The organism is Spongiactinospora gelatinilytica (assembly GCF_003236385.1).
Lineage (GTDB): Bacteria > Actinomycetota > Actinomycetes > Streptosporangiales > Streptosporangiaceae > Spongiactinospora > Spongiactinospora gelatinilytica.
Genome location: NZ_POUA01000032.1, coordinates 12,408 through 34,825 on the forward strand (window position 1 = coordinate 12,408; position 22,418 = coordinate 34,825).

At 71.5% G+C, this 22,418-nt stretch carries 20 protein-coding genes; 14 read left to right on the top strand and 6 right to left on the bottom strand.

Features of this window, described 5'->3' with window-relative positions:
• Positions 1 to 3: 3 nt before the first annotated feature.
• Positions 4 to 1,470, bottom strand: coding sequence for a 5-carboxymethyl-2-hydroxymuconate semialdehyde dehydrogenase (hpaE, locus tag C1I98_RS06730; RefSeq protein WP_111166205.1), 1,467 nt, complete (start codon positions 1,468 to 1,470; stop codon positions 4 to 6).
• Positions 1,467 to 1,787: a dihydrodipicolinate synthase family protein gene (locus C1I98_RS06735; protein WP_111166206.1), complete on the bottom strand. Its 321-nt coding sequence runs from the start codon at positions 1,785 to 1,787 to the stop codon at positions 1,467 to 1,469. The genes hpaE and C1I98_RS06735 overlap by 4 nt, the downstream gene beginning before the upstream one ends.
• A 262-nt stretch (positions 1,788 to 2,049) precedes the next feature.
• Here C1I98_RS06735 and hpaD point away from each other — a divergent pair, with 262 nt between their 5' ends.
• Together hpaD and C1I98_RS06745 are read left to right on the top strand one after the other, a co-directional pair.
• On the top strand, positions 2,050 to 2,907 hold the full coding sequence (hpaD, locus tag C1I98_RS06740) for a 3,4-dihydroxyphenylacetate 2,3-dioxygenase (protein WP_111166207.1): 858 nt from the start codon (positions 2,050 to 2,052) through the stop codon (positions 2,905 to 2,907).
• A gap of 125 nt (positions 2,908 to 3,032) precedes the next feature.
• Positions 3,033 to 3,620 (top strand): TetR/AcrR family transcriptional regulator, encoded by a 588-nt coding sequence (locus tag C1I98_RS06745; RefSeq protein WP_111166208.1) that lies wholly within the window; start codon positions 3,033 to 3,035, stop codon positions 3,618 to 3,620.
• Between the two features lie 39 nt (positions 3,621 to 3,659).
• On the opposite strand, the gene C1I98_RS06750 is transcribed toward C1I98_RS06745, so the two are convergent.
• Entirely contained in the window at positions 3,660 to 4,598 is a 939-nt protein-coding gene (locus C1I98_RS06750; protein WP_111166209.1) for an alpha/beta hydrolase, read from the bottom strand.
• A 4-nt stretch (positions 4,599 to 4,602) separates the two neighbouring features.
• Entirely contained in the window at positions 4,603 to 5,601 is a 999-nt protein-coding gene (locus tag C1I98_RS06755; RefSeq protein ID WP_233507293.1) for a methyltransferase, read from the bottom strand.
• Between the two features lie 273 nt (positions 5,602 to 5,874).
• Between C1I98_RS06755 and C1I98_RS06760 the strand changes: the two genes are divergently transcribed.
• Genes C1I98_RS06760 through C1I98_RS06790 form a run of 7 tightly spaced genes read left to right on the top strand, consistent with a single transcriptional unit; the run spans position 5,875 to position 15,618 of the window.
• The gene (locus C1I98_RS06760; RefSeq protein WP_111166210.1) at positions 5,875 to 7,638 is read left to right on the top strand and encodes a dipeptide ABC transporter ATP-binding protein; all 1,764 of its coding nucleotides are present in this window, start codon (positions 5,875 to 5,877) and stop codon (positions 7,636 to 7,638) included.
• 28 nt (positions 7,639 to 7,666) lie between these two features.
• Positions 7,667 to 9,280 carry an ABC transporter substrate-binding protein gene (locus tag C1I98_RS06765; RefSeq protein WP_111166211.1) on the top strand — a complete coding sequence of 538 codons (1,614 nt, stop codon included), beginning with the start codon at positions 7,667 to 7,669 and terminating at the stop codon, positions 9,278 to 9,280.
• A 12-nt stretch (positions 9,281 to 9,292) separates the two neighbouring features.
• Positions 9,293 to 10,237 carry an ABC transporter permease gene (locus C1I98_RS06770; RefSeq protein ID WP_111166212.1) on the top strand — a complete coding sequence of 315 codons (945 nt, stop codon included), beginning with the start codon at positions 9,293 to 9,295 and terminating at the stop codon, positions 10,235 to 10,237.
• The gene (locus C1I98_RS06775; RefSeq protein ID WP_199536765.1) at positions 10,234 to 11,145 is read left to right on the top strand and encodes an ABC transporter permease; all 912 of its coding nucleotides are present in this window, start codon (positions 10,234 to 10,236) and stop codon (positions 11,143 to 11,145) included. The genes C1I98_RS06770 and C1I98_RS06775 overlap by 4 nt, the downstream gene beginning before the upstream one ends.
• Positions 11,146 to 11,197: 52 nt before the next feature.
• On the top strand, positions 11,198 to 12,307 hold the full coding sequence (locus C1I98_RS06780; RefSeq protein ID WP_199536766.1) for a zinc-binding dehydrogenase: 1,110 nt from the start codon (positions 11,198 to 11,200) through the stop codon (positions 12,305 to 12,307).
• A gap of 30 nt (positions 12,308 to 12,337) precedes the next feature.
• Positions 12,338 to 13,297 (top strand): aldo/keto reductase, encoded by a 960-nt coding sequence (locus C1I98_RS06785; RefSeq protein ID WP_233507296.1) that lies wholly within the window; start codon positions 12,338 to 12,340, stop codon positions 13,295 to 13,297.
• Positions 13,294 to 15,618 carry an arylsulfatase gene (locus C1I98_RS06790; RefSeq protein ID WP_111166214.1) on the top strand — a complete coding sequence of 775 codons (2,325 nt, stop codon included), beginning with the start codon at positions 13,294 to 13,296 and terminating at the stop codon, positions 15,616 to 15,618. Before C1I98_RS06785 ends, C1I98_RS06790 begins: the two co-directional genes overlap by 4 nt.
• Before the next feature lie 25 nt (positions 15,619 to 15,643).
• Here C1I98_RS06790 and C1I98_RS06795 read toward each other — a convergent pair whose 3' ends face one another.
• Positions 15,644 to 16,990 carry a glutamine synthetase family protein gene (locus C1I98_RS06795; protein ID WP_111166215.1) on the bottom strand — a complete coding sequence of 449 codons (1,347 nt, stop codon included), beginning with the start codon at positions 16,988 to 16,990 and terminating at the stop codon, positions 15,644 to 15,646.
• Between the two features lie 139 nt (positions 16,991 to 17,129).
• Between C1I98_RS06795 and C1I98_RS06800 the strand changes: the two genes are divergently transcribed.
• From C1I98_RS06800 to C1I98_RS06820, 5 genes are read left to right on the top strand one after another with little or no spacing between them, the layout of a single operon-like run.
• Positions 17,130 to 17,936, top strand: a complete 807-nt coding sequence (locus C1I98_RS06800) for an acetoacetate decarboxylase family protein (protein ID WP_111166216.1) — start codon at positions 17,130 to 17,132, stop codon at positions 17,934 to 17,936.
• 27 nt (positions 17,937 to 17,963) lie between these two features.
• A complete protein-coding gene (locus C1I98_RS06805; RefSeq protein ID WP_111166217.1) occupies positions 17,964 to 19,433 on the top strand; it encodes an aldehyde dehydrogenase family protein in 1,470 nt (489 codons plus the stop codon).
• Positions 19,426 to 20,340, top strand: coding sequence for a 3,4-dihydroxyphenylacetate 2,3-dioxygenase (locus tag C1I98_RS06810; RefSeq protein ID WP_111166218.1), 915 nt, complete (start codon positions 19,426 to 19,428; stop codon positions 20,338 to 20,340). Before C1I98_RS06805 ends, C1I98_RS06810 begins: the two co-directional genes overlap by 8 nt.
• On the top strand, positions 20,333 to 21,181 hold the full coding sequence (locus tag C1I98_RS06815) for a fumarylacetoacetate hydrolase family protein (RefSeq protein WP_111166219.1): 849 nt from the start codon (positions 20,333 to 20,335) through the stop codon (positions 21,179 to 21,181). Before C1I98_RS06810 ends, C1I98_RS06815 begins: the two co-directional genes overlap by 8 nt.
• A 47-nt stretch (positions 21,182 to 21,228) precedes the next feature.
• Complete coding sequence (locus C1I98_RS06820; RefSeq protein ID WP_111166220.1) at positions 21,229 to 21,801, top strand: MarR family winged helix-turn-helix transcriptional regulator; 573 nt, start codon at positions 21,229 to 21,231, stop codon at positions 21,799 to 21,801.
• 5 nt (positions 21,802 to 21,806) lie between these two features.
• Here the strand turns inward: C1I98_RS06820 and C1I98_RS06825 are convergent.
• Positions 21,807 to 22,418: gamma-glutamyl-gamma-aminobutyrate hydrolase family protein (locus C1I98_RS06825; protein ID WP_111166221.1), on the bottom strand; the 612-nt coding region annotated here is incomplete at its 5' end.

A 22,418-nucleotide genomic window follows, 5' to 3' on the forward strand; every position in this document is an offset into this window, starting at 1 on the left:
CGATCAGCCGACGCCGAAGCGCGGGACCGGCAGGTCCTCGGTGGCCACGTGCACGATGTGCGGTTCGGTGAACAGGTCGATGCTGTGCCGGCCGCCCTCGCGGCCCACGCCGCTGGACTTGATCCCGCCGAACGGCGTGCGCAGGTCGCGCACGTTCTGGGAGTTGATCCAGAGCATCCCGGCCTCGATGGAGTGCGCCAGCCGGTGCGCCCTGCGCAGGTCGTTGGTCCACACGTACGCGGCCAGCCCGTACTGCGTGGCGTTGGCCAGCTCGATCGCCTCCGCCTCGCCGTCGAACGGCGTGACGCAGACCACCGGCCCGAAGATCTCCTCCTGGAAGATCCGCATCCCCGCCGTGACGTCGGCGAACACGGTGGCCGACAGGAAGTTGCCGTCGGGCAGGCCCTCGGGCCGGGAGCCGCCGGCCACCAGCCGCGCGCCCTCCTCCACGCCCGAACGCACGTACCCCATGACCCGCTCGTAGTGCTCGGGGTGGATCAGCGCGCCCAGTTCGGTGGCGGGGTCGGCGGGCGGCCCTACCCTGACCTTGGCCGCCCGCTCGGCCAGCCGGTTCACGAACTCCGCGTACCGCGACCTTTCCACCAGCACCCGGGAGCTGGCCGTGCAGCGCTCGCCGTTCAGCGAGAAGACCCCGAACACCGCCGCGTCCAGCGCCCGTTCCAGGTCGGCGTCCTCGAACACCACCAGCGGCGATTTGCCGCCCAATTCCATCGACAGGGTCTTCAGGTGGGCGGCGGCCGACCGCATGATGGTCTGCCCGGTCGTGGTCTCCCCGGTGAAGGAGATCACCGGCACGTCGGGGTGCGCGACCAACGCGGCCCCGGCCGTCTCGCCGATGCCGTGGACGAGGTTGAACACCCCGGTGGGCAGCCCGGCCTCCTCCATGATCTGCGGGAGCAGGCTCGCCGACAGCGGCGACCATTCGGCGGGCTTGAGCACCACCGGGCAGCCGGCCGCCAAGGCGGGGGCGAGCTTCCAGGTCTCCAGCATGAACGGGGTGTTCCAGGGCGTGATCAGCCCGGCCACGCCCACCGGCTTGCGCACCACGTAGTTGAGCTGGGCGGCGCCGACCCGGTACACGTCCTCACCCAGATCACTGATCACGTCGGCGAAGAAGCGGAAGTTCTGGGCCGCCCGTCTGGCCTGGCCCCTGGCCTGGGTGATGGGCAGGCCGGTGTCCGCGCACTCGACCTCGGCGATCATCTCATCGCGCGACTCGACGGCGTGCGCGATGCCGCGCAGGATCACCGCCCGCTGCTCGCCGTTCATCCGCGGCCACGGCCCGTCGGTGAATGCCTTGCGCGCCGCCCGCACCGCCGCGTCCACGTCGCCCGCCTCGCCCGCGGCCACGGTCAGCGAGACCTGGTTGGTGGCCGGCTCGATCGCATGGAAGGTCGCGCCGGAGGCGCTGGGCACGTGGGCCCCGTCGATGTAGTGCTCCAGTTTCAACCTGCGATCTCCTTGCTCTGTGCCAGCAACTCCTCGATCCGCTGGACACCGGCGGCGGTCGGGGGGATGAGCGGCGGCCGTACGTGTGCGGAGGCGATGTGGCCGCGCTGGTGCAGGACCCATTTGGCGGGTGCCGGGTTGGTCTCGACGAACAGCAGGGGTGGAGCCGCGGTGGAGATGCCGTGGGAGCCTTGGCGTAGTTGCCGGCGGACCAGTGCGCGTAGTGAGTCGTGGTCGAGGGCGCCCTGGTCGGTGAAGGGGGTCACCACCGGGGCGATGGACCCACGGATCGACGCGGGGTCCGATCGGAATCTCATGAGGCTTCTCCTTGGGTACGGGTGTGCGCCACCACGGCGGCCGGGACCGGCCGCCGTATGCTTGCCCGGCCACAGGTCAGCAGGGGTTCCCGGCTCCTGCACTTCAAATCATATACGACATCCTTTAGGTTATGGCATATGCCAAAATATCGACAAACCCCTCCAGACACCTACATGACACGCATCACGTCCGCAGTGGAGAGGAGACCCCGATGACCCAGATCTCGGACGGTCGTCACCGGCCAGGCAGGAAGGCCGTGTGATGGGAGAGATCGTCCTGGCAGCCAAGATCACTCACGTGCCGTCCATCTGGCTGTCCATTCAGCCCGGCAAGCACTTCGGCATCCGCCGTCCCGCCGAACTGGCCCTCGCCGAGGTCGGCCGGCGGGCCCGCGAGCGCGGCGCGGACACCTTCCTGGTGGCCGACACGCACTGGATGAACAGCATCGGCTTCCATCTGAACGGCAAGGAGCGGCACCGCGCCACCTATGTCAGCCACGAGCTGCCGCACTTCATCCACGACCTGGCCTACGACTACCAGGGCGATCCCGAGCTGGCCGAGCTGATCAGAGAGGAGATCGTCGCCGGCGGCCAGAAGGCCCGCGTGCACACCTACGAGGACCTGGGCCTGGAGTACGCCACGCTGGTCCCGATGTACTTCATGAACGAAGACTCCGGCATCCGGGTGCTGCCCATCGGCTGCAACATCTACTCGACCGTGGAGGAGAACCGCCGGATCGGGGAGGCGCTGCTGCGGGCCGTACGGCGCAGCGACCGCAAGGTGGCGTTCCTGGCCAGCGGCTCCCTGTCGCACGCCTTCCCGCCCAACGAGATCGCCGAATCCCTCCTGGACGACGTCAGCAGTGAGATCAACAAGAACGTCGACCAGGCGGTCCTCGCGATGTGGAACGAGGGGCGGATCGCCGAGTTCCTGGACATGCTGCCCGACTACAACGCGCGCTGCACCGGAGAGGGCGCGATGGCCGACACCGCGATGCTCTTCGGGCTGCTCGGCTGGCGCGACTACACCGGCCGCGGGGAACAGCTCTGCCCGTACTTCGGCAGCAGCGGCACCGGCCAGGTGGTGGTGGACTTCCCGGTCCCCGCGATGCGCTCCTGAAAGGATCCCGCCAAGGGGCCGGCGATCCCGCCCCGCCTCCGGACGGCAGTTTGTCCTACACTGGTAGACGAACGTGCCGGATGGTGTGATCGCCGTGCCCCGGGGGGCCCGCAGGGAGGTGCCGAATGCCCAAGATCATCGACCATGACCAGCGTCGCAGCGACATCATCGACGTCACATGGGAGCTGATCGTCAAGGGCGGCATCGAGGCGGCCACCATGCGGGAGATCGCGAGCGCGGCCGGGTTCGCCAACGGCGCGCTCAAGCACTACTTCCGGAGCAAGGAAGACATCATCGAGGCGACCTACGAGCGCGCGCTCGCGATGATGAACGAATACGTCTCCATCGAGGGCCGCCGCGGCCTCGACGCCCTGCGCGCGATGTGCGAGGCCGCCATGCCCATCGACGAGGACCGCATCCTGGCCGGCCGGATACTGCTCACCTTCTGGCACACCTCGCTGTGCAACCCTAAGCTGCACGACAAGTACCTGGAGCACCTGCGCGCCTGGCGCGGCACGCTGCACCGGCTGATCGGTGAGGGCCGGGCCGACGGCGACATCGTCACCGCGCTGCCCGACGAACAACTCGTGGACGAGATCGTGCTGCTCAACGCGGGGGCCAACGTGATGAGCCTGGTCGGGCCCGACTTCTCCACCGTCGAGTTGCAGCGGCGCCACCTGGAGTCCTTCTTCGAGCGGCTCACCCGCCCCTGACCGCAGGTGCGCGCCGCCCCTGTGGGACGGCGCGCACGTTCAGGCGAACACCTCGCGCAGGTAGCCCGCCACCTGCGCGTGCGAGCGGCCGGAGGCGGGCAGGGCGGTGTAGAGCCCGAAGAACCCGTGGATCTGCCCGTCGTACCTGGTCAGTTCGGCCGGCACGCCGCACTCGGCGAGCCGCCGCGCGTACGCCTCGCCCTCGTCCCGCAGCACGTCGAACTCCGCCGTCATCACCAGCGCCGGGGGCAGCCCGGCCAGGTCGCCCGCGCGCAGCGGCAGCGCGTACGGCCGGTCCAGGTCGGCGGGGTCGGGGACGTACTGCTCGAAGAACCACCGCATGATCCCCGCCGTCATCCCGAACCCCTCGGCGAAGGCCGTGTAGGAGCCGAAACCGTCGTCGGGGTGGCCGAAGACCGGGCAGATCAGCACCTGGGCCGCCAGGCGGGGGCCGCCGCGGTCCCTGGACATCATCGAGACCACGGCCGACAGGTTGCCGCCCGCGCTCTCCCCGCCGATCGCCAGCCGCCCGCCGTCCACGCCGATCGACCGGCCGTGCGCGGCCAGCCACTCCACGACGGCGTAGCAGTCCTCGGGCGCGGCGGGGAAGGGGTGCTCGGGCGCGAGCCGGTACTCCACGGCCACCACCGCGACCCCGGCCCCGTTGCACACCGCGCGGGAGGACACCTCGTTCTCCTCGATGGAGCCGATCGTCCAGCCGCCGCCGTGCAGCCACACGAACGCCGGCACCGGGCCGCCGGCCTCGGGCAGGTACACCCGCACCCGGATGTCGCCGCCCGGCCCCGGCACCAGGTGGTCGGTGACCGAGCGGACGGGTTCCAGGTCGGCGGGGAGGTCGATCCCGGCGGCGAAGGCGGCGCGCAGTTCCGGCGCGGACAGCGGCATCGGCGGCGCGCCGCCGCCCGTCTCCGGCGCCATGGCCGCGAGCAGCCCGGCCACGGCCGGGTCCAGTGGCATGGCGCTACTCCTTTCCGGCCGCTTCGGCGACCAGCACGCGGGGGCTGCCGGGCAGGGCCAGCCGGTCCACGGGCCGCCAGCCGGCCTGCTCCAGCCAGCCGCGGACCTGCGACTCCTCATAGACGACGGTCCCGTCGATCACCAGGTACTCCCCGGCGTGCAGGGCGTCGATGGGGCGCTGCCGCTCGTCCTCGTCGAGGAAGAAGTCCAGCAGCAGCAACGTCGCCCCGGGCGCGGCGGCGGCGCGGGCGTTGCGCAGGATCTGCTCGTTCTGCCCGGCGTCGAAGCGGTGGACGACGTGGTTGACCATGACCAGGTCGAAGGGGCCCTCCGGCCGCGCGGTGGGGGTGGGCTCTCCGGTCACCACCGCCCGGTCGGCGAACCCCGCCTGCTTCACCTGCTCGGCCACCGCGCCGGTGAAGGACGGGTCGTAGACGAAGGTGGCGCGCAGGCCGGGGTTGGCGCGCAGCGCCTCCAGGGCGAATTTGCTGGAAAGGCCGCCGAGGTCCAGCAGGTTCGCGTACCCGGAGAAGTCGAAGGCGGCGCCCAGCATCCTGGCGTGCAGGGCGTTGTAGGTCATGACGCCGGACATGAACGTGCCCCAGCGCTCCTCGTTCATCCCGAGGTCGCCGGGCGCGGTGGTGTCCACGGTCTGGTCGAACTGCAGCCAGTGGCCGTAGCTGATCTCGTTCAGGAAGGTGAGGAAGGGCCCGAGGTCCAGCTCGGACCCCTCGCCGGTCAGGTACGCCGCCGCCTCCGGGCCGAGCCGGTAGCGACCGCCGGCACGGGTCAGCAGCCCGAGGGCGGACATCGCGTCGGCCAGGATGCGGGCCATGCGCGGGGTGACCCCGGTGGCGTCGGCGATCTCCGGCGCGCTGCGCTCGCCATCGGCGAGGGCCTGGAACAGCCCGATGCGGCGGGCGGCGAAGAGCTGCTTCGCGCCCATGTAGCCGATCGCGATGTCGACGATCCGGTCCGGGGAGGGTGGTGTGGACGTGCTCACGGAGTGCTCCTTCTTTCGTGGATCGACGTGCGGGTCTTCCTTCGCGCGTCGCCCGCAGCTAATCTCTACGCGCGTAGACGTTAACCATAGGGATGATCGCTCCCCCGCGAAAGCCTCCGTCTACGAACGTGGAATAACCGTTGACAGTGGGGATGCGGTCTGTCAACCTTTGTAGAACTATCTGGCCGGACAAGGATTTCGGCAGCTCAATGCGGGTGCGGACAACCCTGCGGAGCGTTCCATTGACCGGTGCCAGGAAGGGAACTCTCGCGCATGTCGCTGCTCAATCTGACGGATGTGACGATCGGCGTCACCCAGGACACCGCAGGACACGAAGAACGGCTCGACCTCGTCCACGGGCTCACCCTCGATGTCGTCGCAGGGCAGACGCTCTGCGTCGTCGGGGAGTCCGGCAGCGGCAAGACCGTGACCGCCCTGTCGGTCGTCCGTCTGCTGGAGTTCGTCGCCCCGGTCTACACCGAGGGCGAGATCGCGGTGGGCGGCGTCGATGTCACCCGGCTCGGCGCGGAGCAGATGCGCGCGTACCGGGGCGCCAGAATCGGAATGATCTTCCAGGAGGCGCTCGACTCGCTCAACCCCGCCCAGCGCGTCGGCGCCCAGCTCCTGGAGGCGTACCGGCCCGACGGCGTACCGGCGCGCGGTGGCCTCAAGGCCCGCCGGGCGGCGGAGGCCAAGGCCAAGGCGTTGCTGGCCGAGGTCGGGCTCACCGACACCGCACGGATCATGGCGCTGTATCCGCACCAGATGTCCGGCGGCATGCAGCAACGGGTCATGATCGCGATGGCTTTGATGTCCGACCCCGACATCCTCATCGCCGACGAGCCGACCACCGCGCTCGACGTGACCACCCAGGCCGAGATCCTGGCGCTGTTCCAGCGGGTGCAGCGCGAGCATCGGACCGCCTGCGTCTTCATCACCCACGACATGGGCGTGGCCGCGGAGATCGCCGACCGGATCGCGGTCATGTACCGCGGCAGGCTGGTGGAGATCGGCGACAAGCTCGACATCCTGACCGCCCCGCGGCACCCCTACACCAGGGCGCTGCTGGAGTGCGTGCCGCGGCTCGGCGTGAGCCGGCGCGAGGGCTTTCCGACGATCTCGGAGGCCAGGCTCAGGGCGGTCACCGAGGGGACGGCCGGCCGGGACGAACCGGTCACCGAGACCCTGCGCCTGCCCGACGCCCCCGCCCCGGTGGGGGACACCCCGCCCCTGGGCATCGACCGGGTCACCAAGGTCTACGGCCGAAGGTCGCGCCTCGCCCGCCGGTCGCCGGTGCGCGCCGTGAACGAGGTCTCGCTGGAAATCGCGCCCGGCGAGTTCTTCGGGCTGGTGGGGGAGTCCGGATCGGGCAAGACGACCCTCGGCCGGATGGTCGCCGCGCTGGAGACGCCCACCTCGGGGCGGATCGCCTTCGGCGAGCACCAGATCACCCCGGCCGGGCTGAGCGGGGACGAGCGGGCCTTCCGCCGCCAGGCGCAACTCGTCTTCCAGGATCCGCAGAGCTCGCTCGACCCACGGCACACCGTGGCGCGGATCATCGCCGAGCCGCTGCGCGAACTCACCCCGTTGCGCGGCGGCGAACTGGACCGCCGGGTGGCCGAGCTGATCGACGAGGTCGGCCTGCCCGCCGGCTGCGCCGACCGGCTCCCCGCCCAGTTGTCCGGCGGCCAGCGGCAGCGCGTCTCCATCGCCCGCGCCGTCGCCGCCCGCCCGCGGCTCATCGTGGCCGACGAGCCCACCTCCGCCCTGGACGTCTCGGTACAGGGGCAGGTCATGAACCTGCTGCTGCAACTACGGCGCTCCCACGGCATCAGCTTCCTGTTCATCACGCACAACCTCAGCCTGGTGCTGTCCGTCGCCGACCGGGTCGGTGTGATGTACGGCGGCGAGCTGATCGAAACCGGTACGCCCCACGAGATCGCCACATCCTCCGCCCACGACTACACCCGCCGCCTGCTGGCGGCCAACCCGGACCTGTCGGCGTACATCGGCAGGCACGGCCACCCCAGCAGGTGACCCCCCTCGGACCATTAGCGAGAACCGAATGAACGTGCTCAACAGCCGACCGCGCCGCCTGCGTGCCGGGCTGGCCGCCGCCGTCACGGCGGGCGTCCTGCTCCTGGCCGGATGCGGAGGCGGCGCCGCGCCGTCCGCCAACACCGCCGCCGACGCCGGACCGCCGGTACGCGGCGGGAACCTGATCGTCGCCGTCCCCACCGATCCGCAGTCCCTCGACATGGTCGCCAACCCCGGGCAGGTGACCGCGCACATCGGCAACCTGCTCTACGAGAAGCTCTTCGAGGTCGACAAGGAGTTCGCGGCCAGGCCCATGCTGGTCGAGACCTACGAGACCAGCTCCGACCGGCTCACCTACACCTTCGAGCTGCGCAAGGGTGTCACGTTCCACGACGGCAGCCCGCTCACCGCGGAGGACGTCGTGGCCAGCCTGCAGCGCTGGCTGAAGAGCCACGTCACCGGCCAGCAGGTCGCGCCCGACGTGGTGACCCTCAAGGCCAAAGGCGACGACACGGTCTTGCTGAAGCTGAAGGAACCCCGCTACCCGCTGATCGACGAGCTGGCCAGCCCTGGCGCGGAGATCTACGCGGCCAAGAACCTTGAGGGCGTGCCCGCCACCGGCTTCACCGACAAGGGCGCGATCGGCACCGGGCCGTACAAGCTGGCCTCCTGGGACATCGGCCGGCAGGTCGTGCTGGAGCGCTACGGCAACTACAAGTCGCGTGCCGACCAGGACTGGGGCGGCCAGGCCGGCGCCAAGCAGGCCTACCTCGACACGATCACCTACAAGGTCGTCGCCGACCAGGACGCCCTGGTCAACGGCCTGCAGACCGGGCAGTGGCAGCACGCCATGCCGGGCAACGACCAGTACACCGCGCTCAAGGAGAACGCCTCCATCGTGGTGGGGAACGTGGCCGGGGCCAACCAGAACGTGATCATCCCCAATCACGCCAAGGGCTCCAAGTTCGCCGACGTGCGCGCTCGCCAGGCGCTCAACCTGCTCATGGACAAGCCCGCCATGAACGCGGCCACCGGCGGCGGCCCCGACCTCACGGCCGCGGTCGGCGCCATGGTCTCCGAGGACAACCCCGCCCTGTACTCCACCGTCGGCGACGAGGTCTACAAGCAGCACGACCCGGCCAAGGCCAAGGAACTGTTCGCGCAGGCCGGTGTCAAGGCCGGTGACACGGTACGGATCGTGACCTCCAACAGCTACCCGCAGTTCGCCCAGTGGGCGGTGCTGCTACAGGACCAGCTCGCCCAGATCGACATCAAGACGAAGATCGACACCTACGACTTCCCGACGATGCTGGGCACGATCAACAAGGACCCCGGTGGCTGGGACCTGACCACGCTGTTCTTCAACGCGGCGCTCACCTCCCCGTCGCAGATGCCCGCGGTCACGCTCGGCGCGTTCAACGGCTCGGCCTCGCCGGAGATCGCCGCGCTGGTCCGCGAGTACAACGCGGTCACCTCGCCCGTGCAGGCCAAGGAGGTGATGGACAAGCTCCAGGCGCTGGTGTGGGAGCAGTTGCCCGTCATCACCCTGAGCCAGTCCAGGTTGTACGCGGCCTGGTCGCCCGAACTCAAGGGCTACGACGGGTTCTACCGCGTGTTCTGGAACTCCTGGCTGAAAAGGTGAGAGGGGGCGGACATGGCGGCACTTCTGCTGCGGCGGCTGCGTGACCTCGTACTCATCCTGCTGATCGTGGGCACGATGATGTTCTTCGTCGTGCGTCTGATGCCCGGTGATCCCGCCATGGCCATCCTCGGTCCGACGGCGAGGCCGCAGGACGTCGAGGCGCTCCGGCAGAGCATGGGCCTGACCGGCTCGCTGTGGAACCAGTACCTGAGCTGGCTGGGCAACGTCGTGCAGGGCGACTTCGGCACCTCGATCACCTACCACGCGTCGGTGATCCCCGTGGTGGCCGAGCACTTCCTGCCGACGCTGACGCTGGCCGTGATCAGCACGGCCGTCAGCTTCGTGGTCGCGGTGGTGGTCACCTTCTGGAACGCGGTCGCGCCGCGCAACCCGGTGGCCGCCCTGCTCACCAGGCTGTCCGGGCTGGGCATGGCGATCCCGGACTTCTGGATCGCGCTGATCTTGGTGCTGGTGTTCGCGGTGACGCTGCGCTGGTTCCCCTCGAGCGGGTACGTCAGCATCCTCAGCGACCCGGCCGCCGCCGCGCCGACGCTCGTGCTGCCGGTGATCTGCCTGGTCATCGGGCAGTCGGCGCTGTTCATCCTGACGCTTCGGGAAAGCGTGCTCGGCGAGCTGCCGCAGACCTACCTGCGCACCGCGCGGGTCAAGGGGCTGTCGGAGCGGCAGGTGATGCTCGGCCACGTCCTGCCGAACGCGCTCATGCCGCTGGTCACCCAGCTCGGCAGCAACTTCGCGATGATGATGGGCGGCATTGTGATCATCGAGTCCATCTTCGTGATCCCGGGCCTCGGTTCGCTGCTCCTCGGCGCGGTGTTCACCCGCGACTTCCCGCTGGTGCAAGGAGTGACGTTGTTCGTGGCGCTGATGTTCGTGCTGGTCAACCTGCTGGTCGATCTGTCGTACGCGCTGCTCGACCCGAAGGTGCGTGTCTCGTGACCCCCACCGCCCAGATGAGCGTCCCGGTGTCCGGGCGGGCGGCCTCGCCGCTGGCCCGGGCGCTGCGGCGCAACCGGCTGCTCAGCGCGGCCACCGCGCTGCTCGTCCTGATCGTGCTCGCCGTGGTGATCCTGCCGCCGTTCCTGCCGGACGCGAACGCCACCGACCCCGTCCACCGGCTGCTGCCGCCCTCCGCCGACCACCTGCTCGGCACCGACTCCTACGGCAGGGACGTGTTCAGCCGGCTGGTGTCCGGCGGGCGGACTTCGCTCGGCCTGTCGGCGCTCATCACGGTGTGCGCCGCGTTCACCGGCATGGTGATCGGCCTGGTCAGCGGGTTCTACCGGGCGGTGGACGCGGTGGTCATGCGGATCATGGACGCCTGGATGTCGTTCCCCGCGATCATCTTGGCGATGGCGCTGGCGATCGGCCTGGGGGCCAGCATCTGGACCGAGCTGATCGCGCTGACCGTGCTGTTCACGCCGTTCACCGCCCGGGTGATCCGCAGCCGGGTGCTCAGCGTGGCGGCCCGGCAGTACATCGGGGCGGCCAGGGTCTCCGGGATGCGGCCCGCCAAGATCCTGGTGGTCCACGTCCTGCCCAACGTGCTGCCGCTGGCGCTGGTGCAGGTGGTGATCCTTTCGGCGTCGGCGATGCTGGTGGACGGGGCGATGAGCTTCCTCGGCATGGGCATCGCGCCGCCCACCCCGACCTGGGGGAACATGATCGCCGAAGGGCGTTCCTACCTGGTCCAGGCGCCGTGGCTGATCGTGGTGCCGGGCCTGGCGATCATGGCGTGCGTGCTGCTGCTGAACCTCATCGGATCCTCCATGCGCGACGTGGTGGACCCGCGCGCCAGAGCGCTCGGCGACCTGCAACGGCTGCGGGCGCGCGGCGCCGCGCGGTGAGACCCACCGCATTTTCGGCAATATCCCACTCAACCCGTTGAAAGCGACGAAGGTGACAATACCCACGAAGACCGCCGCCGCCGTGCTCACCGAGCACGGCCGGCCGCTGGACCTTTCCGACGTGCCGCTGCCCGGCGAGGTCGAGCCGGGCGCCGCGCTGGTCCGCATCACCTGCACGACGCTCTGCGGCACCGACGTCCACCTGTGGGCCGGCCAGATGACGTTCCCCGGGATGCTGCCGATGATCCTGGGCCACGAGATGGTCGGCGAGGTCGTCGCCGCGGGGGAGGGGACCACCGACGCGCTCGGCCGCCCGCTCGGTCCCGGCGACCGGATCGGCTGGTCGGAGTCCACCTGCGGGCGCTGCCACGGGTGCGCGGTGCTGCGCGAGCCGGTCGCCTGCGCGAGCCGCGGGTACGGCTTCATGCAGCGCTCGGACCGCCCGCCGTACGCGACCGGGGGCCTGGTCGAGTACTGCTACGTGACGCCGGGCGCGGCCAAGCTGCTGCTGCCCGACGACGTCAAGGACACCTGGGCGGCGATGTCCGGCTGCGCGGCCAAGACGGTGCTGCGCGCGGTGGACCGGGCGGGCGGCATCCGCGCGGGCTCCACCGTGGTGATCCAGGGCGCGGGCGCGCTCGGCATCTTCGCCACCGCCGTGGCCCGCCTGTCCGGGGCCGGGACGGTCGTGACCGTGGGCGGCCCGGACGACCGTCTCGCCGCGGCCCGGCGGTTCGGCGCGGACGCCACCGTCTCGGTGGACCTCGGCAAGGACGAGCGGATCGCCCGCCTGCGGGAACTCACCGGCGAGCGCGGCGCGGACTACGTCTTCGACCTCGCGGGCGCGCCGACCGTCGCGGAGGAGGCCGTCGCGGTGGCCGCCCAGCGCGGCACCATCGCCGTCGTCGGGACGACCGGGCCGGGGCTCACCGGCGTCCCGCTCGGGACCGTGATGGGCAAGGAGCTGACCGTGGTCGGCTCGCTCAACGGCGACATCGCCGACTACCACCGGGCGGTCGGCTTCTTCCAGACGTTCGCCGCCCGCATGCCGTGGGACGAGCTGTTCAGCGAGCCGGTGGGGCTGTCCGGGGCGAGCGCGAGCGTCGAGTCGATGTCCCGGCTCGGCCAGATCAAGGCCGTCATCGACCCCCGCCTGCCGTGAGACGCCATGAGAGTTGAGGAAAGGGTGAAAGTGAACGACACCGCCATCCCGCGCCGCCGGATCGGCCGCAGCGAACTGGAGACGGGGGTGCTGGCCCTCGGGTCCTGGCACACCTACGACCGCATGGACTTCCGCGACGCCGCCACGATGATCCGCGAGGCGGTGGACGCGGGCATCGACCTGTTCGACGTCGGCGTGTACGGCTTCCCCGGGATGCCGCCGGTGTTCACCGACATCATCTTCTCCGCGCTGGTGCGCGCGGCCGGGCTGCGCCGCGAGGACTACCTGCTGTCGTCCAAGCTGTGGCTGGAGGGCTACCCCGAGCACAGCCTGCGCGCGCAGATGGAGAACGCGCTGTTCCGCGTGGGCGTCGAGCACGCCGACCTGGTGGTGCTCGGCGACGTCCGGGACGAGGGGATGAACCTGCACCGGCTGGTCCTGGACATGGCCGAACTGTGCGCCGCCGGGCTGGTCAGGACGTGGGGCGTGAACAACTGGTCGGCGGCCAACGTGCAGACGCTGATCAACGCGGCGGCCGGGGAGGGCGTCGCGGGACCGGCCATCGCCCAGCTCAAGTACAGCGTCTCGCGGCGCTCGATCCCGGACGGCGCGCCGTTCGCGCGGATCTTCGAGCAGGGCGTCGGCCTGCAGTCCTCCGACGTGCTCGAAGGCGGGGTGCTGCTCGGCAAGGGCGTGGACCGCCAGGTCGGCCGCGACCCCGGCGGGATCAGGCAGAAGATCGCCCGTTCCGCCCCCGAGCTGGCCCGGATCGCCGCCGACCTGGGGGCGACCCCCGCGCAGGTGTGCGTGGCCTTCACGCTCACCCACCCGGCCAACGTCACCACCCTGTTCGGGGCGACGAGCCTGGACCAGCTACGCGACAACCTGGCCGCCGTGGAGCTGGCCGAACGCGTCGGGGCCGCCGAACTGCGGGCGCGCGTGGAGCCGCTGTGGGCGGACAAGGACGTCGTCGATCCGGAGGGCCCGTGACCTCACCCGCCGGGCCGCCCGCGGACAGCCGGGGGTACGCGGGCTTCGGCGGGACGGCCGCCGAGCTGACCTCCCGGTCGAGCCCGTGGTGGCCGCCCGCCCGGCGGGCCCGCCCCGGATCGCCGAACGTGATCGTGGTGCTGGTCGATGACCTGGGCTTCAGCGACCTGTCGCCGTTCGGCGCGGAGATCGACACGCCGTACGTTCAGGCCCTCGCCGACACCGGCTACCGGCTCACCAACTACCACAGCACCCCGCTGTGCTCGCCGTCCCGCGCGGCCCTGCTGACCGGGCTCAACCCGCACCGCGCGGGGTTCGCCATGGTCGCCCATGTGGACCCGGGCTACCCCGGCTACCGCATGGAGATCCCGGACGACGTGCCGACGCTGGCGGAGTCGTTCCGGGCGGGCGGGTACGCGACGTTCATGGTCGGCAAGTGGCACCTGACCGCCGAGTCGCGGCTGCACGACGGGGCCGACAAGGGCTCCTGGCCGGTGCAGCGCGGCTTCGACCGCTACCACGGCTCCATGGACGGCTTCACCTCGCTGTTCCACCCGCACCGGCTGATCAGCGACAACGGCCCCGCGCCGGACCAGCAGTACCCCGACGGCTACTACCTGACCGACGCGCTCACCGACCGGGCCATCGAGATGATCAACGGGCTGCGGGCCGGCGACGCCGCCAAGCCCTTCTTCCTGTACTTCGCCCACCAGGCCGTGCACGGCCCGGTCCAGGCCAAGGCCGCCGACATCGAGAAGTACCGCGGCCGCTACGACGCCGGCTGGCACCGGATGCGCGAGGAGCGCTTCCGCCGCCAGCTCGCCGGCGGGCTGTTCGCCGAGGGCACCGAGATCTCCGGCTCCGATCCCGCCGGCACCCTCGGCGTGCCGCCGTGGGACGAGCTGAGCGCGGAGCAGCGGGCGCTTTACGCCCGCCACATGGAGGTGTACGCCGCGGCGGTGGACGCCGTGGACCAGAGTTTGGGCAGGCTGGTCGAGCACCTGCGCCTGATCGGCGAGTACGACAACACGATCATCGTGGTGACCAGCGACAACGGCGCCACCGGCGAGGGCGGGATCGAGGGCACCCGCAGCTACTTCAGCCGTTTCGTGAACCTCCCCGGGCTGCCCGCCGAATGGTGCCCCGACGTGCCGCGCGACCTCGGCCTCATCGGCGGGCCGCGGGTCCACGGGCACTACCCGCGCGGCTGGGCGCACCTGTCCAACACGCCGTTCCGGTACTACAAGGGCCACACCCACGCCGGGGGCGTCCATGTGCCGTTCGTGCTGTCCTGGCCGGCCGGGCTGCCCAGGACGCAGGGCGACAGCGGGGTCAGGGACCAGTACGCGTACGTGACCGACGTCGCGCCCACCCTGCTGGCGCTGGCCGGGGTGGACCGCCCGGCCGAGCGCGGCGGGCGGCCGGTCCAGGACGTGGACGGGGTCGCCTTCGGCCACCTGCTGGCCGATCGGCGACAGCCGAGCAGGCACCGCGCGCAGTACGTCGAGTGCGCGGGAGGGCGCGGCTACTTCGAGGACGGCTACAAGATCATCGATGCCTCCCCGCCGGGCGCGGGGGACAACTGGGAGCTGTACGACATCGCCGCCGATCCCGCCGAGACCACCGACCTCGCCGCCGCCGACCCCGCCCGGGTCGCCGCGATGGCCGCGAGCTGGCACCGCGCGGCCTGGCTGAACACCGTCTTCCCGCTGGTGGACGACCCCGCCGCGCTGAACACCCGCCCCTCCACCGAGCTGGCGCTGTCGCGGCCGGTGACCATCTATCCGGGCACCCCGGTGCTGGAGCGCTACCGTTCCAGCAAACTGACGACGCTGCGCTCGTTCACCGTGGAGGCGTACCTGGACCACCGGCCCGGCGACGAGGGCGTCATCGTGGCGCACGGCGACCAGGGCGGCGGCTACGTGCTGTTCGCCGAGGACGGCGAGCTGCGGCTGACCTACAACGCCTATGGGCTGCCGCTGCGGGCGGCCGGGCCGATGCCCGGCCCCGGCCCGGTCACGGTGACCGCCCGTTTCACCGCGCTGCCCGAGATGCGCTGGGACATCGACGTGCGGGCGGGCCAGGACCGGGTGCTCGGGCTGGCGGCGGTCCCGCAACTGCTCGGCATGGCCCCGTTCACCGGCATCAGCGTGGGATTCGACCACGGCGGGCCGGTGGACTGGGACCTGCACGAGCGCCGGGGGGTGTTCCGCTACCGGCGCGGCCTGCTGCGGGTGCGGTACGTCCCGGGGGAGAAGGCCCCCTACAACCCGGAGATCATCGCCATGGTCGAGGAGGCCGCGCGGCGCGCCATCGACTAGCGCGCCGCGCCGGCGGCCCCTCAGGTCACAGGTGGTAGGAGTACTCCCCGAACTCCCAGTCGGTGACGTGCCGCCGGAAGCGCGCGATCTCGTCGCGCTTGTAGGCCAGGAACGAGGCGGCGAACTCCTTGCCCAGCAGCTCGGTCAGCTCGGTGTCGGCGGCGAAGGCGTCCAGCGCCGCGCCGAGCGTCATGGGCAGCAGCGCCGCCTTGGACCGGTCGTATCCGTAGCCGACCACGGGCGCGGGCGGCTCCTCGGCCGCCCGCACGCCCAGCAGCGCCGCCGCGAGCGTGGCGGCGATCGCCAGGTAGGGGTTGGCGCTCGCGTCGCCCAGCCGTACCTCAAGCCGCGACCCCGCCCCGCGCTCCGGCGGGACGCGGACCATGGCGCTGCGGTTGTCCAGCCCCCAGTCGATCAGCCAGGGGGCCGCGGTGTCCGGGCCGAACCGCTTGTAGGAGTTGATCGTCGGATTGGCCAGGGCGGCCAGCGTCGGCGCGTGGGCCAGCACGCCGGCCATCGCGTGCCTGGCCGCCGCCGAGAGCCCGTACGGCGCGGCGGGGTCGTCGAAGACGTTGCGCCGGTCCTCGTCCACGCACGAAAGGTGCAGGTGGAAGCCGGACCCGCCCTGGTCGTTGAACGGCTTGGCCATGAAGGTGGCCAGCCGCCCCTCGACGCGGGCCAGCTCCTTGACCGCCGTCTTGAACCAGAACGTGCGGTCGGCGGCGTCGAGCGCGGCCGAGTGGGTGAGATTGATCTCGAACTGGCCGCCGCTGAACTCGTGGTTGCCCGCCGACACCCCGATCCCGAGGTCCCGCAGGTGGCGCAGGGTCCGGGTGAGGTGCCCCGCGGGGTCGCCGCGGCGGCCGGCGGTGTAGACGTCGCCGGTGTGGTCGGCGTAGGGCCGCCAGCCGCCGTCCACCGGGTCGCACAGGAAGTATTCGAGCTCGGGGCCGACGACGGGGCGCAGGCCGAGTTCGGCGCACCGGGCCAGGACCCGGCGCAGCACGTCGCGGGGCGACTCGGGGGCGGGCGCGCCGGTGGCGGGGTCGATGACGTCGCCGTGGCACCAGGCCACCCCCGGCTCCCACGGCAGCGGGGTGAGGGTGGACAGGTCGGGAATGACGTTGATGTCGGGCAGCCCGGCGTCGAGCCCGCCGCTGACGTCCACGGTGTCGCCGCGCGGGCTGGTGTGGTACACCGCCCGGCAGAAGGCGAGCCCGTGCTCGCAGACCGCGGGCAGCGCTTCCAGGAGTACGTCGCGGGCTCGATCGGCCCCGGTGAGGTCCGGGTAGGTCACGCGAACCACATCGACGCCGCGTTCGGCCATGCGGTTGATGTGCTCCTGGACCTGGGCGGATGCTGGACCGCTCACAGGCAGATCTCCTCGGAGGGCACGTAATCGTTTGAGGTCAAACGTAATGGTCTCGCGTCGTGGGCCGCAAGGTGTTGACCGGGCCGGTCCGCGAAACCTATTTTGTTTGGAGCCAAACGATATATCCGGGAGGACCACCGTGGCGAGTGTCCGCGGCTACTTTTACCCCAAGACGGCGACGGGCCGATCGTCGCTCATCCCCGAGCCCCCGTGGCACTACTCGGGCGACCTGCTGACGATCGAGTACCGCACCGACCCCGCCCGGGTGCGCGAACTGCTCCCCGAGCCGCTGGAACTCGCCCCGGAAGACCCCGGCGCGGTGGCGCTGATCTGGGCCGACTGGCAGTCCTGCGGGGCCTCGCGGGAGGAGCTGCTGGACCCGGTGCGCGCGCAGTACAAGGAGGCGTTCGCCGTCGTGCGCTGCTCCTACCGGGGGCGCGTCTACTCCAGGTGCGTCTACATCTGGGTGGACAAGGACTTCGCCGTCGCCCGCGGCCTGCACCAGGGATATCCCAAGAAGCTCGGCTCGATCCACCTGACCCGCTCGCATCCGTACGGGCCCGCGCCGCGGATCGAGGCCGGCGCCAGGTTCGGCGCGACCCTGGCGGCGGCGGACCGCCGCCTGGCCGGGGCCGTCGTCACGCTGCGTGAACCATCCGAGACCGCCGGGTTCGTCAACGGCCACCCGATGGCCCACCACCGCTGGCTGCCCGCCATCGGCAAGGGCGGCGGGCTGGCCCTGGACGAGCTGGTGGAGGCCGGGGCCGCCGCCTTCGAGGGCGGGCAACCGTGGACGGGCGACGCGGAGCTCGAACTGTTCGACTCACCCACCGAGGAGCTGTCCCGCCTCACCGTCCACGAGCCCATCGGGGCGTACTACCGCCAGGTCGGCGTCGTGTGGGACGGCGGCACCCTCCTGGAATCCGGCACCTCGGGCGCGGAGTAGCCCGCCCTGACCTTGGAGACACCCGACATGTCCGAACAGATCTCGGTCGGCGGCACGACCGTCGACACCCGGCACTGGATCGGCGGCCGGCGCGTCGCCTCCGCCGCCACCTTCACCGACGTCTCGCCCATCGACGGAGCCGTCCTCGGCGAGATCTCCCGGGGCGGCGGCGAGGAGGCCGGCGCGGCGGTGGCCGCCGCCGCTGCCGCCTTTCCCGGCTGGGCCGCCACCTCCCGCGAACGGCGGGCCGCGTTGCTGCGCGCCATCGCCGACGGCGTGGAAAAGCGCCTTGAGGAACTGGCCATCGTCGAGACCCTCGACAACGGCGCGCTGCTGCGCTCCCACCGGCGCGGCGTGATGCCCAGGGTCGCGCACAACTTCCGCTTCTTCGCCGAATGGCTGGAAAGGCTCGGCCACGACGACTTCGACACCCGCGGCCACACCAATTACGTGAGCTGGGACCCGGCCGGGCCCTGCGCCCTGATCACACCCTGGAACGCTCCCCTCATGCTGGCCACCTGGAAGGTCGCCCCCGCTCTCGCGGCGGGCAACACGGTGGTGCTCAAACCGGCCGAGTGGTCGCCGCTGACGGCCTCACTGCTGGCCGACATCGCCGCGGACGCCGGGCTGCCCCCCGGGGTGCTCAACGTCGTGCAGGGGTACGGCGCGGAGGCCGGGGCGGCGCTCGCCGGGCACCCCGGCGTACGGCGGATCAGCTTCACCGGGTCGGTGCCGACCGCCCGGCACATCGCCGCCGCCGCCGCGCCCAACCTCACCCCGCTCAGCCTGGAACTCGGCGGCAAGTCGCCGCTACTGGTCTTCGACGACGCCGACCTCGACCTCGCCGTGGACCTGGCCGCCGAGCAGTACGACAACGCCGGGCAGGTCTGCCTGGCGGCCACCCGGCTGCTGCTCCACGCGCCGATCGCCGCGGAGTTCACCCGGCGGCTCACCGAACGCGCCGAAGCGCTGGTCCAGGGCGACCCCAGGGACGAGGCCACCGGCATCGGCCCCCAGATCCACCCACGCCAACTGGAGAAGATCGACGGCTTCGTGCGGCGCGCGGTCGCCGACGGCGCCCGGGTGCTGGCCGGCGGCGGCCCCAACACCGGCCTCGGCGGCCTGTACTACCGCCCCACCCTGCTCACGGACGTCCGGCAGGACTCCGAGATCGTCCAGGAGGAGGTCTTCGGCCCGGTCCTGACGCTGCAGACCTTCGACACCGAGGAGGAGGCGGTGGCGCTGGCCAACGACACCCGCTTCGGCCTGGCCGCGACCCTCGCCACCGGCGACCGGGCCCGCGCCGAGCGGGTCACCTCCCGCCTGGTCGCCGGAACGGTCTGGGTGAACTGCTTCTTCGTGCGCGACCTGCGCGCGCCGTTCGGCGGGTCGCGGGAGTCCGGCATCGGGCGCGAGGGCGGCGACTGGAGCTTCGACTTCTACTGCGACCTGAAGAACACCGTCAGCGCTCCGGGGGGATGGCGGGACAATGGGTGAGATCGTCGGCGCGGGGCTGCTCGCGCACGTCCCGACCATCGTGCTGCCCGAGGCCACCCGCCGCGAGCTGAACGACGGCAAGGAGATCAGCCTGGTCACCGGCCTGCGCGAGCTGCGCGAAGAGGTCTTTTCGACCCTCGACTACGACACGGTGGTGGTCCTGGACTCGCACTGGGCCACGACCGTGGAGTTCGTGGTCACCGCGCACGCCCGGCGCGCCGGGCTGTTCACCTCCGAAGAGCTCCCGCGCGGGATGTGCCGGATGCCCTACGACTTCCCCGGCGATCCCGAGCTGGCGCACAGCGTGGCCTCCTTCGCCGGCGCGCACGGCACCTGGATCACCCCCATCGACGACCCCTGCCTGCCGATCTACTACGCCACCACCAACCTGTGGAAGTACCTCGGCGAGGGGCTGCCGGACAAGCGGTGGGTCAGCATCGGGGTGTGCCAGACCGGTGACATGGAAGACCACCTGCGGCTGGGCCGGGCGCTGGCCGACGGCATCGCCGCCGTCGGGCGCAAGGTGGTGCTGATCGCCTCCGGCGCGCTGTCGCACACCTTCTGGCCGCTGCGCGAGCTGCGCGCCCACGAGGCCAGCGACCCCTCGCACATCTTCACGCCCGAGGCCAGGGCGGCCGACCTGGAACGCATCGGCTGGTTCAAGGAGGGCCGGCACGATCTGGTGCTGGAGACCATGCCGGAGTTCCGCAGGTACAAGCCCGAGGCCGGGTTCGGGCACTACCTGATGATGGCGGGGGCCCTCGGCGAGGAGCGCTGCACGGCCCCGGCGCGGCAGTACGGCGAGTACGAGAACTCCGTCGGCACCGGGCAGGCCCTGCTCTGGTTCGACCGTCCGCGCGACGGCTGGGCCGCCGCCCCCGCGTCCCTGGGAGGGGAGCATGCCTGAGTACCGCCGGATCCTGCTCGACGGCGCCGCCGTGCGGGTCGTGCGCGAGGGCGACCTGCTCGTCTCGCCGGACGGCCGCGGTGTCCCCGCGGAGCAGGCGATCCACCTGCCGCCGGTGGAGCCATCCAAGATCATCGCGGTGCACCTCAACCACCGCAGCCGGGTGGCGGAGTTCCAGATCACCCTGCCGGCCGCCCCGACCTACTTCCACAAGCCGACCTCGGCGCTGAACGCGCACAACGGCGCGGTCGTGCGGCCGGAGGGCTGCAGGTGGCTCAACTACGAGGGCGAGGTGGCCATCGTCATCGGCCGGACCTGCCGCAACGTCTCGCCGGAGGAGGCGGGGGAGTACATCGCCGGGTACACCGTCGCCAACGACTTCGGGCTGCACGACTTCCGCGACACCGACGCCGGTTCGATGCTGCGGGTCAAGGGCTCCGACACGCTGTGCCCGCTCGGCCCCGGCCTGGTCACCGACTGGGACTTCCGCGGCAAGTACCTGCGCACGTACGTCAACGGCACGGTCGTCCAGAACGGCTCCACCGAGGAGATGACCTGGGACATGAACTACCTCGTCGCCGACATCGCCCGCACCATCACCCTGCTGCCCGGCGACGTGCTGCTGTCGGGCACCCCGGCCAACTCCCGGCCGGTCGGCCCCGGCGACGTGGTGGAGGTCGAGGTGGAGGGCCTGGGCAGGCTCACCAACCGCATCGTGACCGGCCCCGTCCCGGTACGGCGGGACGTCGGCGCGCAGCCGACCGAGTCGGAGGAGGTGCTGTCCACCGCGCTCGGCGGCGACTGGGAGTTTCGCGGAATACGGCCGCCACGGCGCGGCTAGCTATGATTCGGGCCCGAACGAGCGGCGTGAGGAAGTGACAGGACCAGGTGACAGGTCAGCGTTCCATCACCGAGACGGAGAAGCTGGTCCAGGGCAGGCTCGGCGGGATCGCCATCCGCCACGAGCAGATGGCGGTCGTGGCCAACATCCACCGCGCCGCCGCCGCGGTCCGGCAGCACCTGGAGAACTCCGTGCTGCGCGACGTGGACCTGACCTGGACGGGCTTCGTGGTGCTCTGGGTCATCTGGATCTGGGGCGAGTCGGAGTCGCGGCAGGTCGCCGAGGAGGCGGGCATCTCCAAGGGCACGCTGACCGGTGTGTCGCGCACCCTGGTGTCGCGCGGGCTGATCGCGCGCTCCGAGCACGCCGGTGACCGGCGGCTGGTGCTGCTCGGGCTCACCTCGCGCGGGGAGGAGCTGATGCGCCGGGTGTTCCCCGACTTCAACGCCGAGGAGGCGTTCGTGGCCGAGCGCCTCACCCCCGAGGAGTGCCTGACCACCGCGGACGCGCTGCGCCGCATCGTGCGCCAGGTGGAGGAGCACGGCGAGGAGCGGCGGCTGCACCTGCTCGGCGGCGCGCGCCCCGCCCCGCGCCGCAGCGGGCGCCGCCCGAAGGCGTAGCGGGGCTAAGCCCGCTCGCGCGCCGCGCGCACCAGGCCGTCGAACAACGCCTGCTGCGCGGGGTCGCGGGTCGCGGTGTCCTCCGGGTGCCACTGGACGGCGGCGAACCAGCCGGGCAGCGCCGTACCCTCAGCGCCCTCGACGGTGCCGTCGGCGGCGTGCGCGGTGGCGGTCAGGCCGTCGCCGAGGCGGTCCACCCGCTGGTGGTGGTAGCAGGACGCGTCCAACTCGGGCACGCCGGTGACCCGTTCGAGCAGTGATCCCGGCCGCAGGGCGACCGGGTGGACGACATGGCGGTGCTCCAGGCCTGGGCCGCCCATGTCCTGGTGCAGCGTGCCGCCGAGAGCCACGTTGACCACCTGCATGCCGCGGCAGACGGCCAGCGCCGGCACGCCCGCCGTAAGGGCGTACCGGGCCAGGGCCAGGTCGAAGCCGTCCTGCTCGTCGTCCACGTCGTAGACGTCCTCGTGACGGTCGGCGGCGCCGTACCGGTGCGGGGCCACATCGCCTCCGCCGGGCAGCAGCAGGCCGTCGAACCTGGCCATCCTGGCGGCCACCTCGCCGGGGTCGGCCCGGCCGCCCGGCGCGTGCGGGTGCAGGGTCGCCGGCTCCCCGCC

Bases quoted from the DNA above. Each gene is read 5' to 3' on its own strand.
- C1I98_RS06735 (WP_111166206.1), bottom strand. From the start codon at position 1,787: ATGAGATTCCGATCGGACCCCGCGTCGATCCGTGGGTCCATCGCCCCG.
- hpaD (WP_111166207.1), top strand. From the start codon at position 2,050: ATGGGAGAGATCGTCCTGGCAGCCAAGATCACTCACGTGCCGTCCATC.
- C1I98_RS06745 (WP_111166208.1), top strand. From the start codon at position 3,033: ATGCCCAAGATCATCGACCATGACCAGCGTCGCAGCGACATCATCGAC.
- C1I98_RS06750 (WP_111166209.1), bottom strand. From the start codon at position 4,598: ATGCCACTGGACCCGGCCGTGGCCGGGCTGCTCGCGGCCATGGCGCCG.
- C1I98_RS06760 (WP_111166210.1), top strand. From the start codon at position 5,875: ATGTCGCTGCTCAATCTGACGGATGTGACGATCGGCGTCACCCAGGAC.
- C1I98_RS06765 (WP_111166211.1), top strand. From the start codon at position 7,667: ATGAACGTGCTCAACAGCCGACCGCGCCGCCTGCGTGCCGGGCTGGCC.
- C1I98_RS06770 (WP_111166212.1), top strand. From the start codon at position 9,293: ATGGCGGCACTTCTGCTGCGGCGGCTGCGTGACCTCGTACTCATCCTG.
- C1I98_RS06805 (WP_111166217.1), top strand. From the start codon at position 17,964: ATGTCCGAACAGATCTCGGTCGGCGGCACGACCGTCGACACCCGGCAC.
- C1I98_RS06810 (WP_111166218.1), top strand. From the start codon at position 19,426: ATGGGTGAGATCGTCGGCGCGGGGCTGCTCGCGCACGTCCCGACCATC.
- C1I98_RS06815 (WP_111166219.1), top strand. From the start codon at position 20,333: ATGCCTGAGTACCGCCGGATCCTGCTCGACGGCGCCGCCGTGCGGGTC.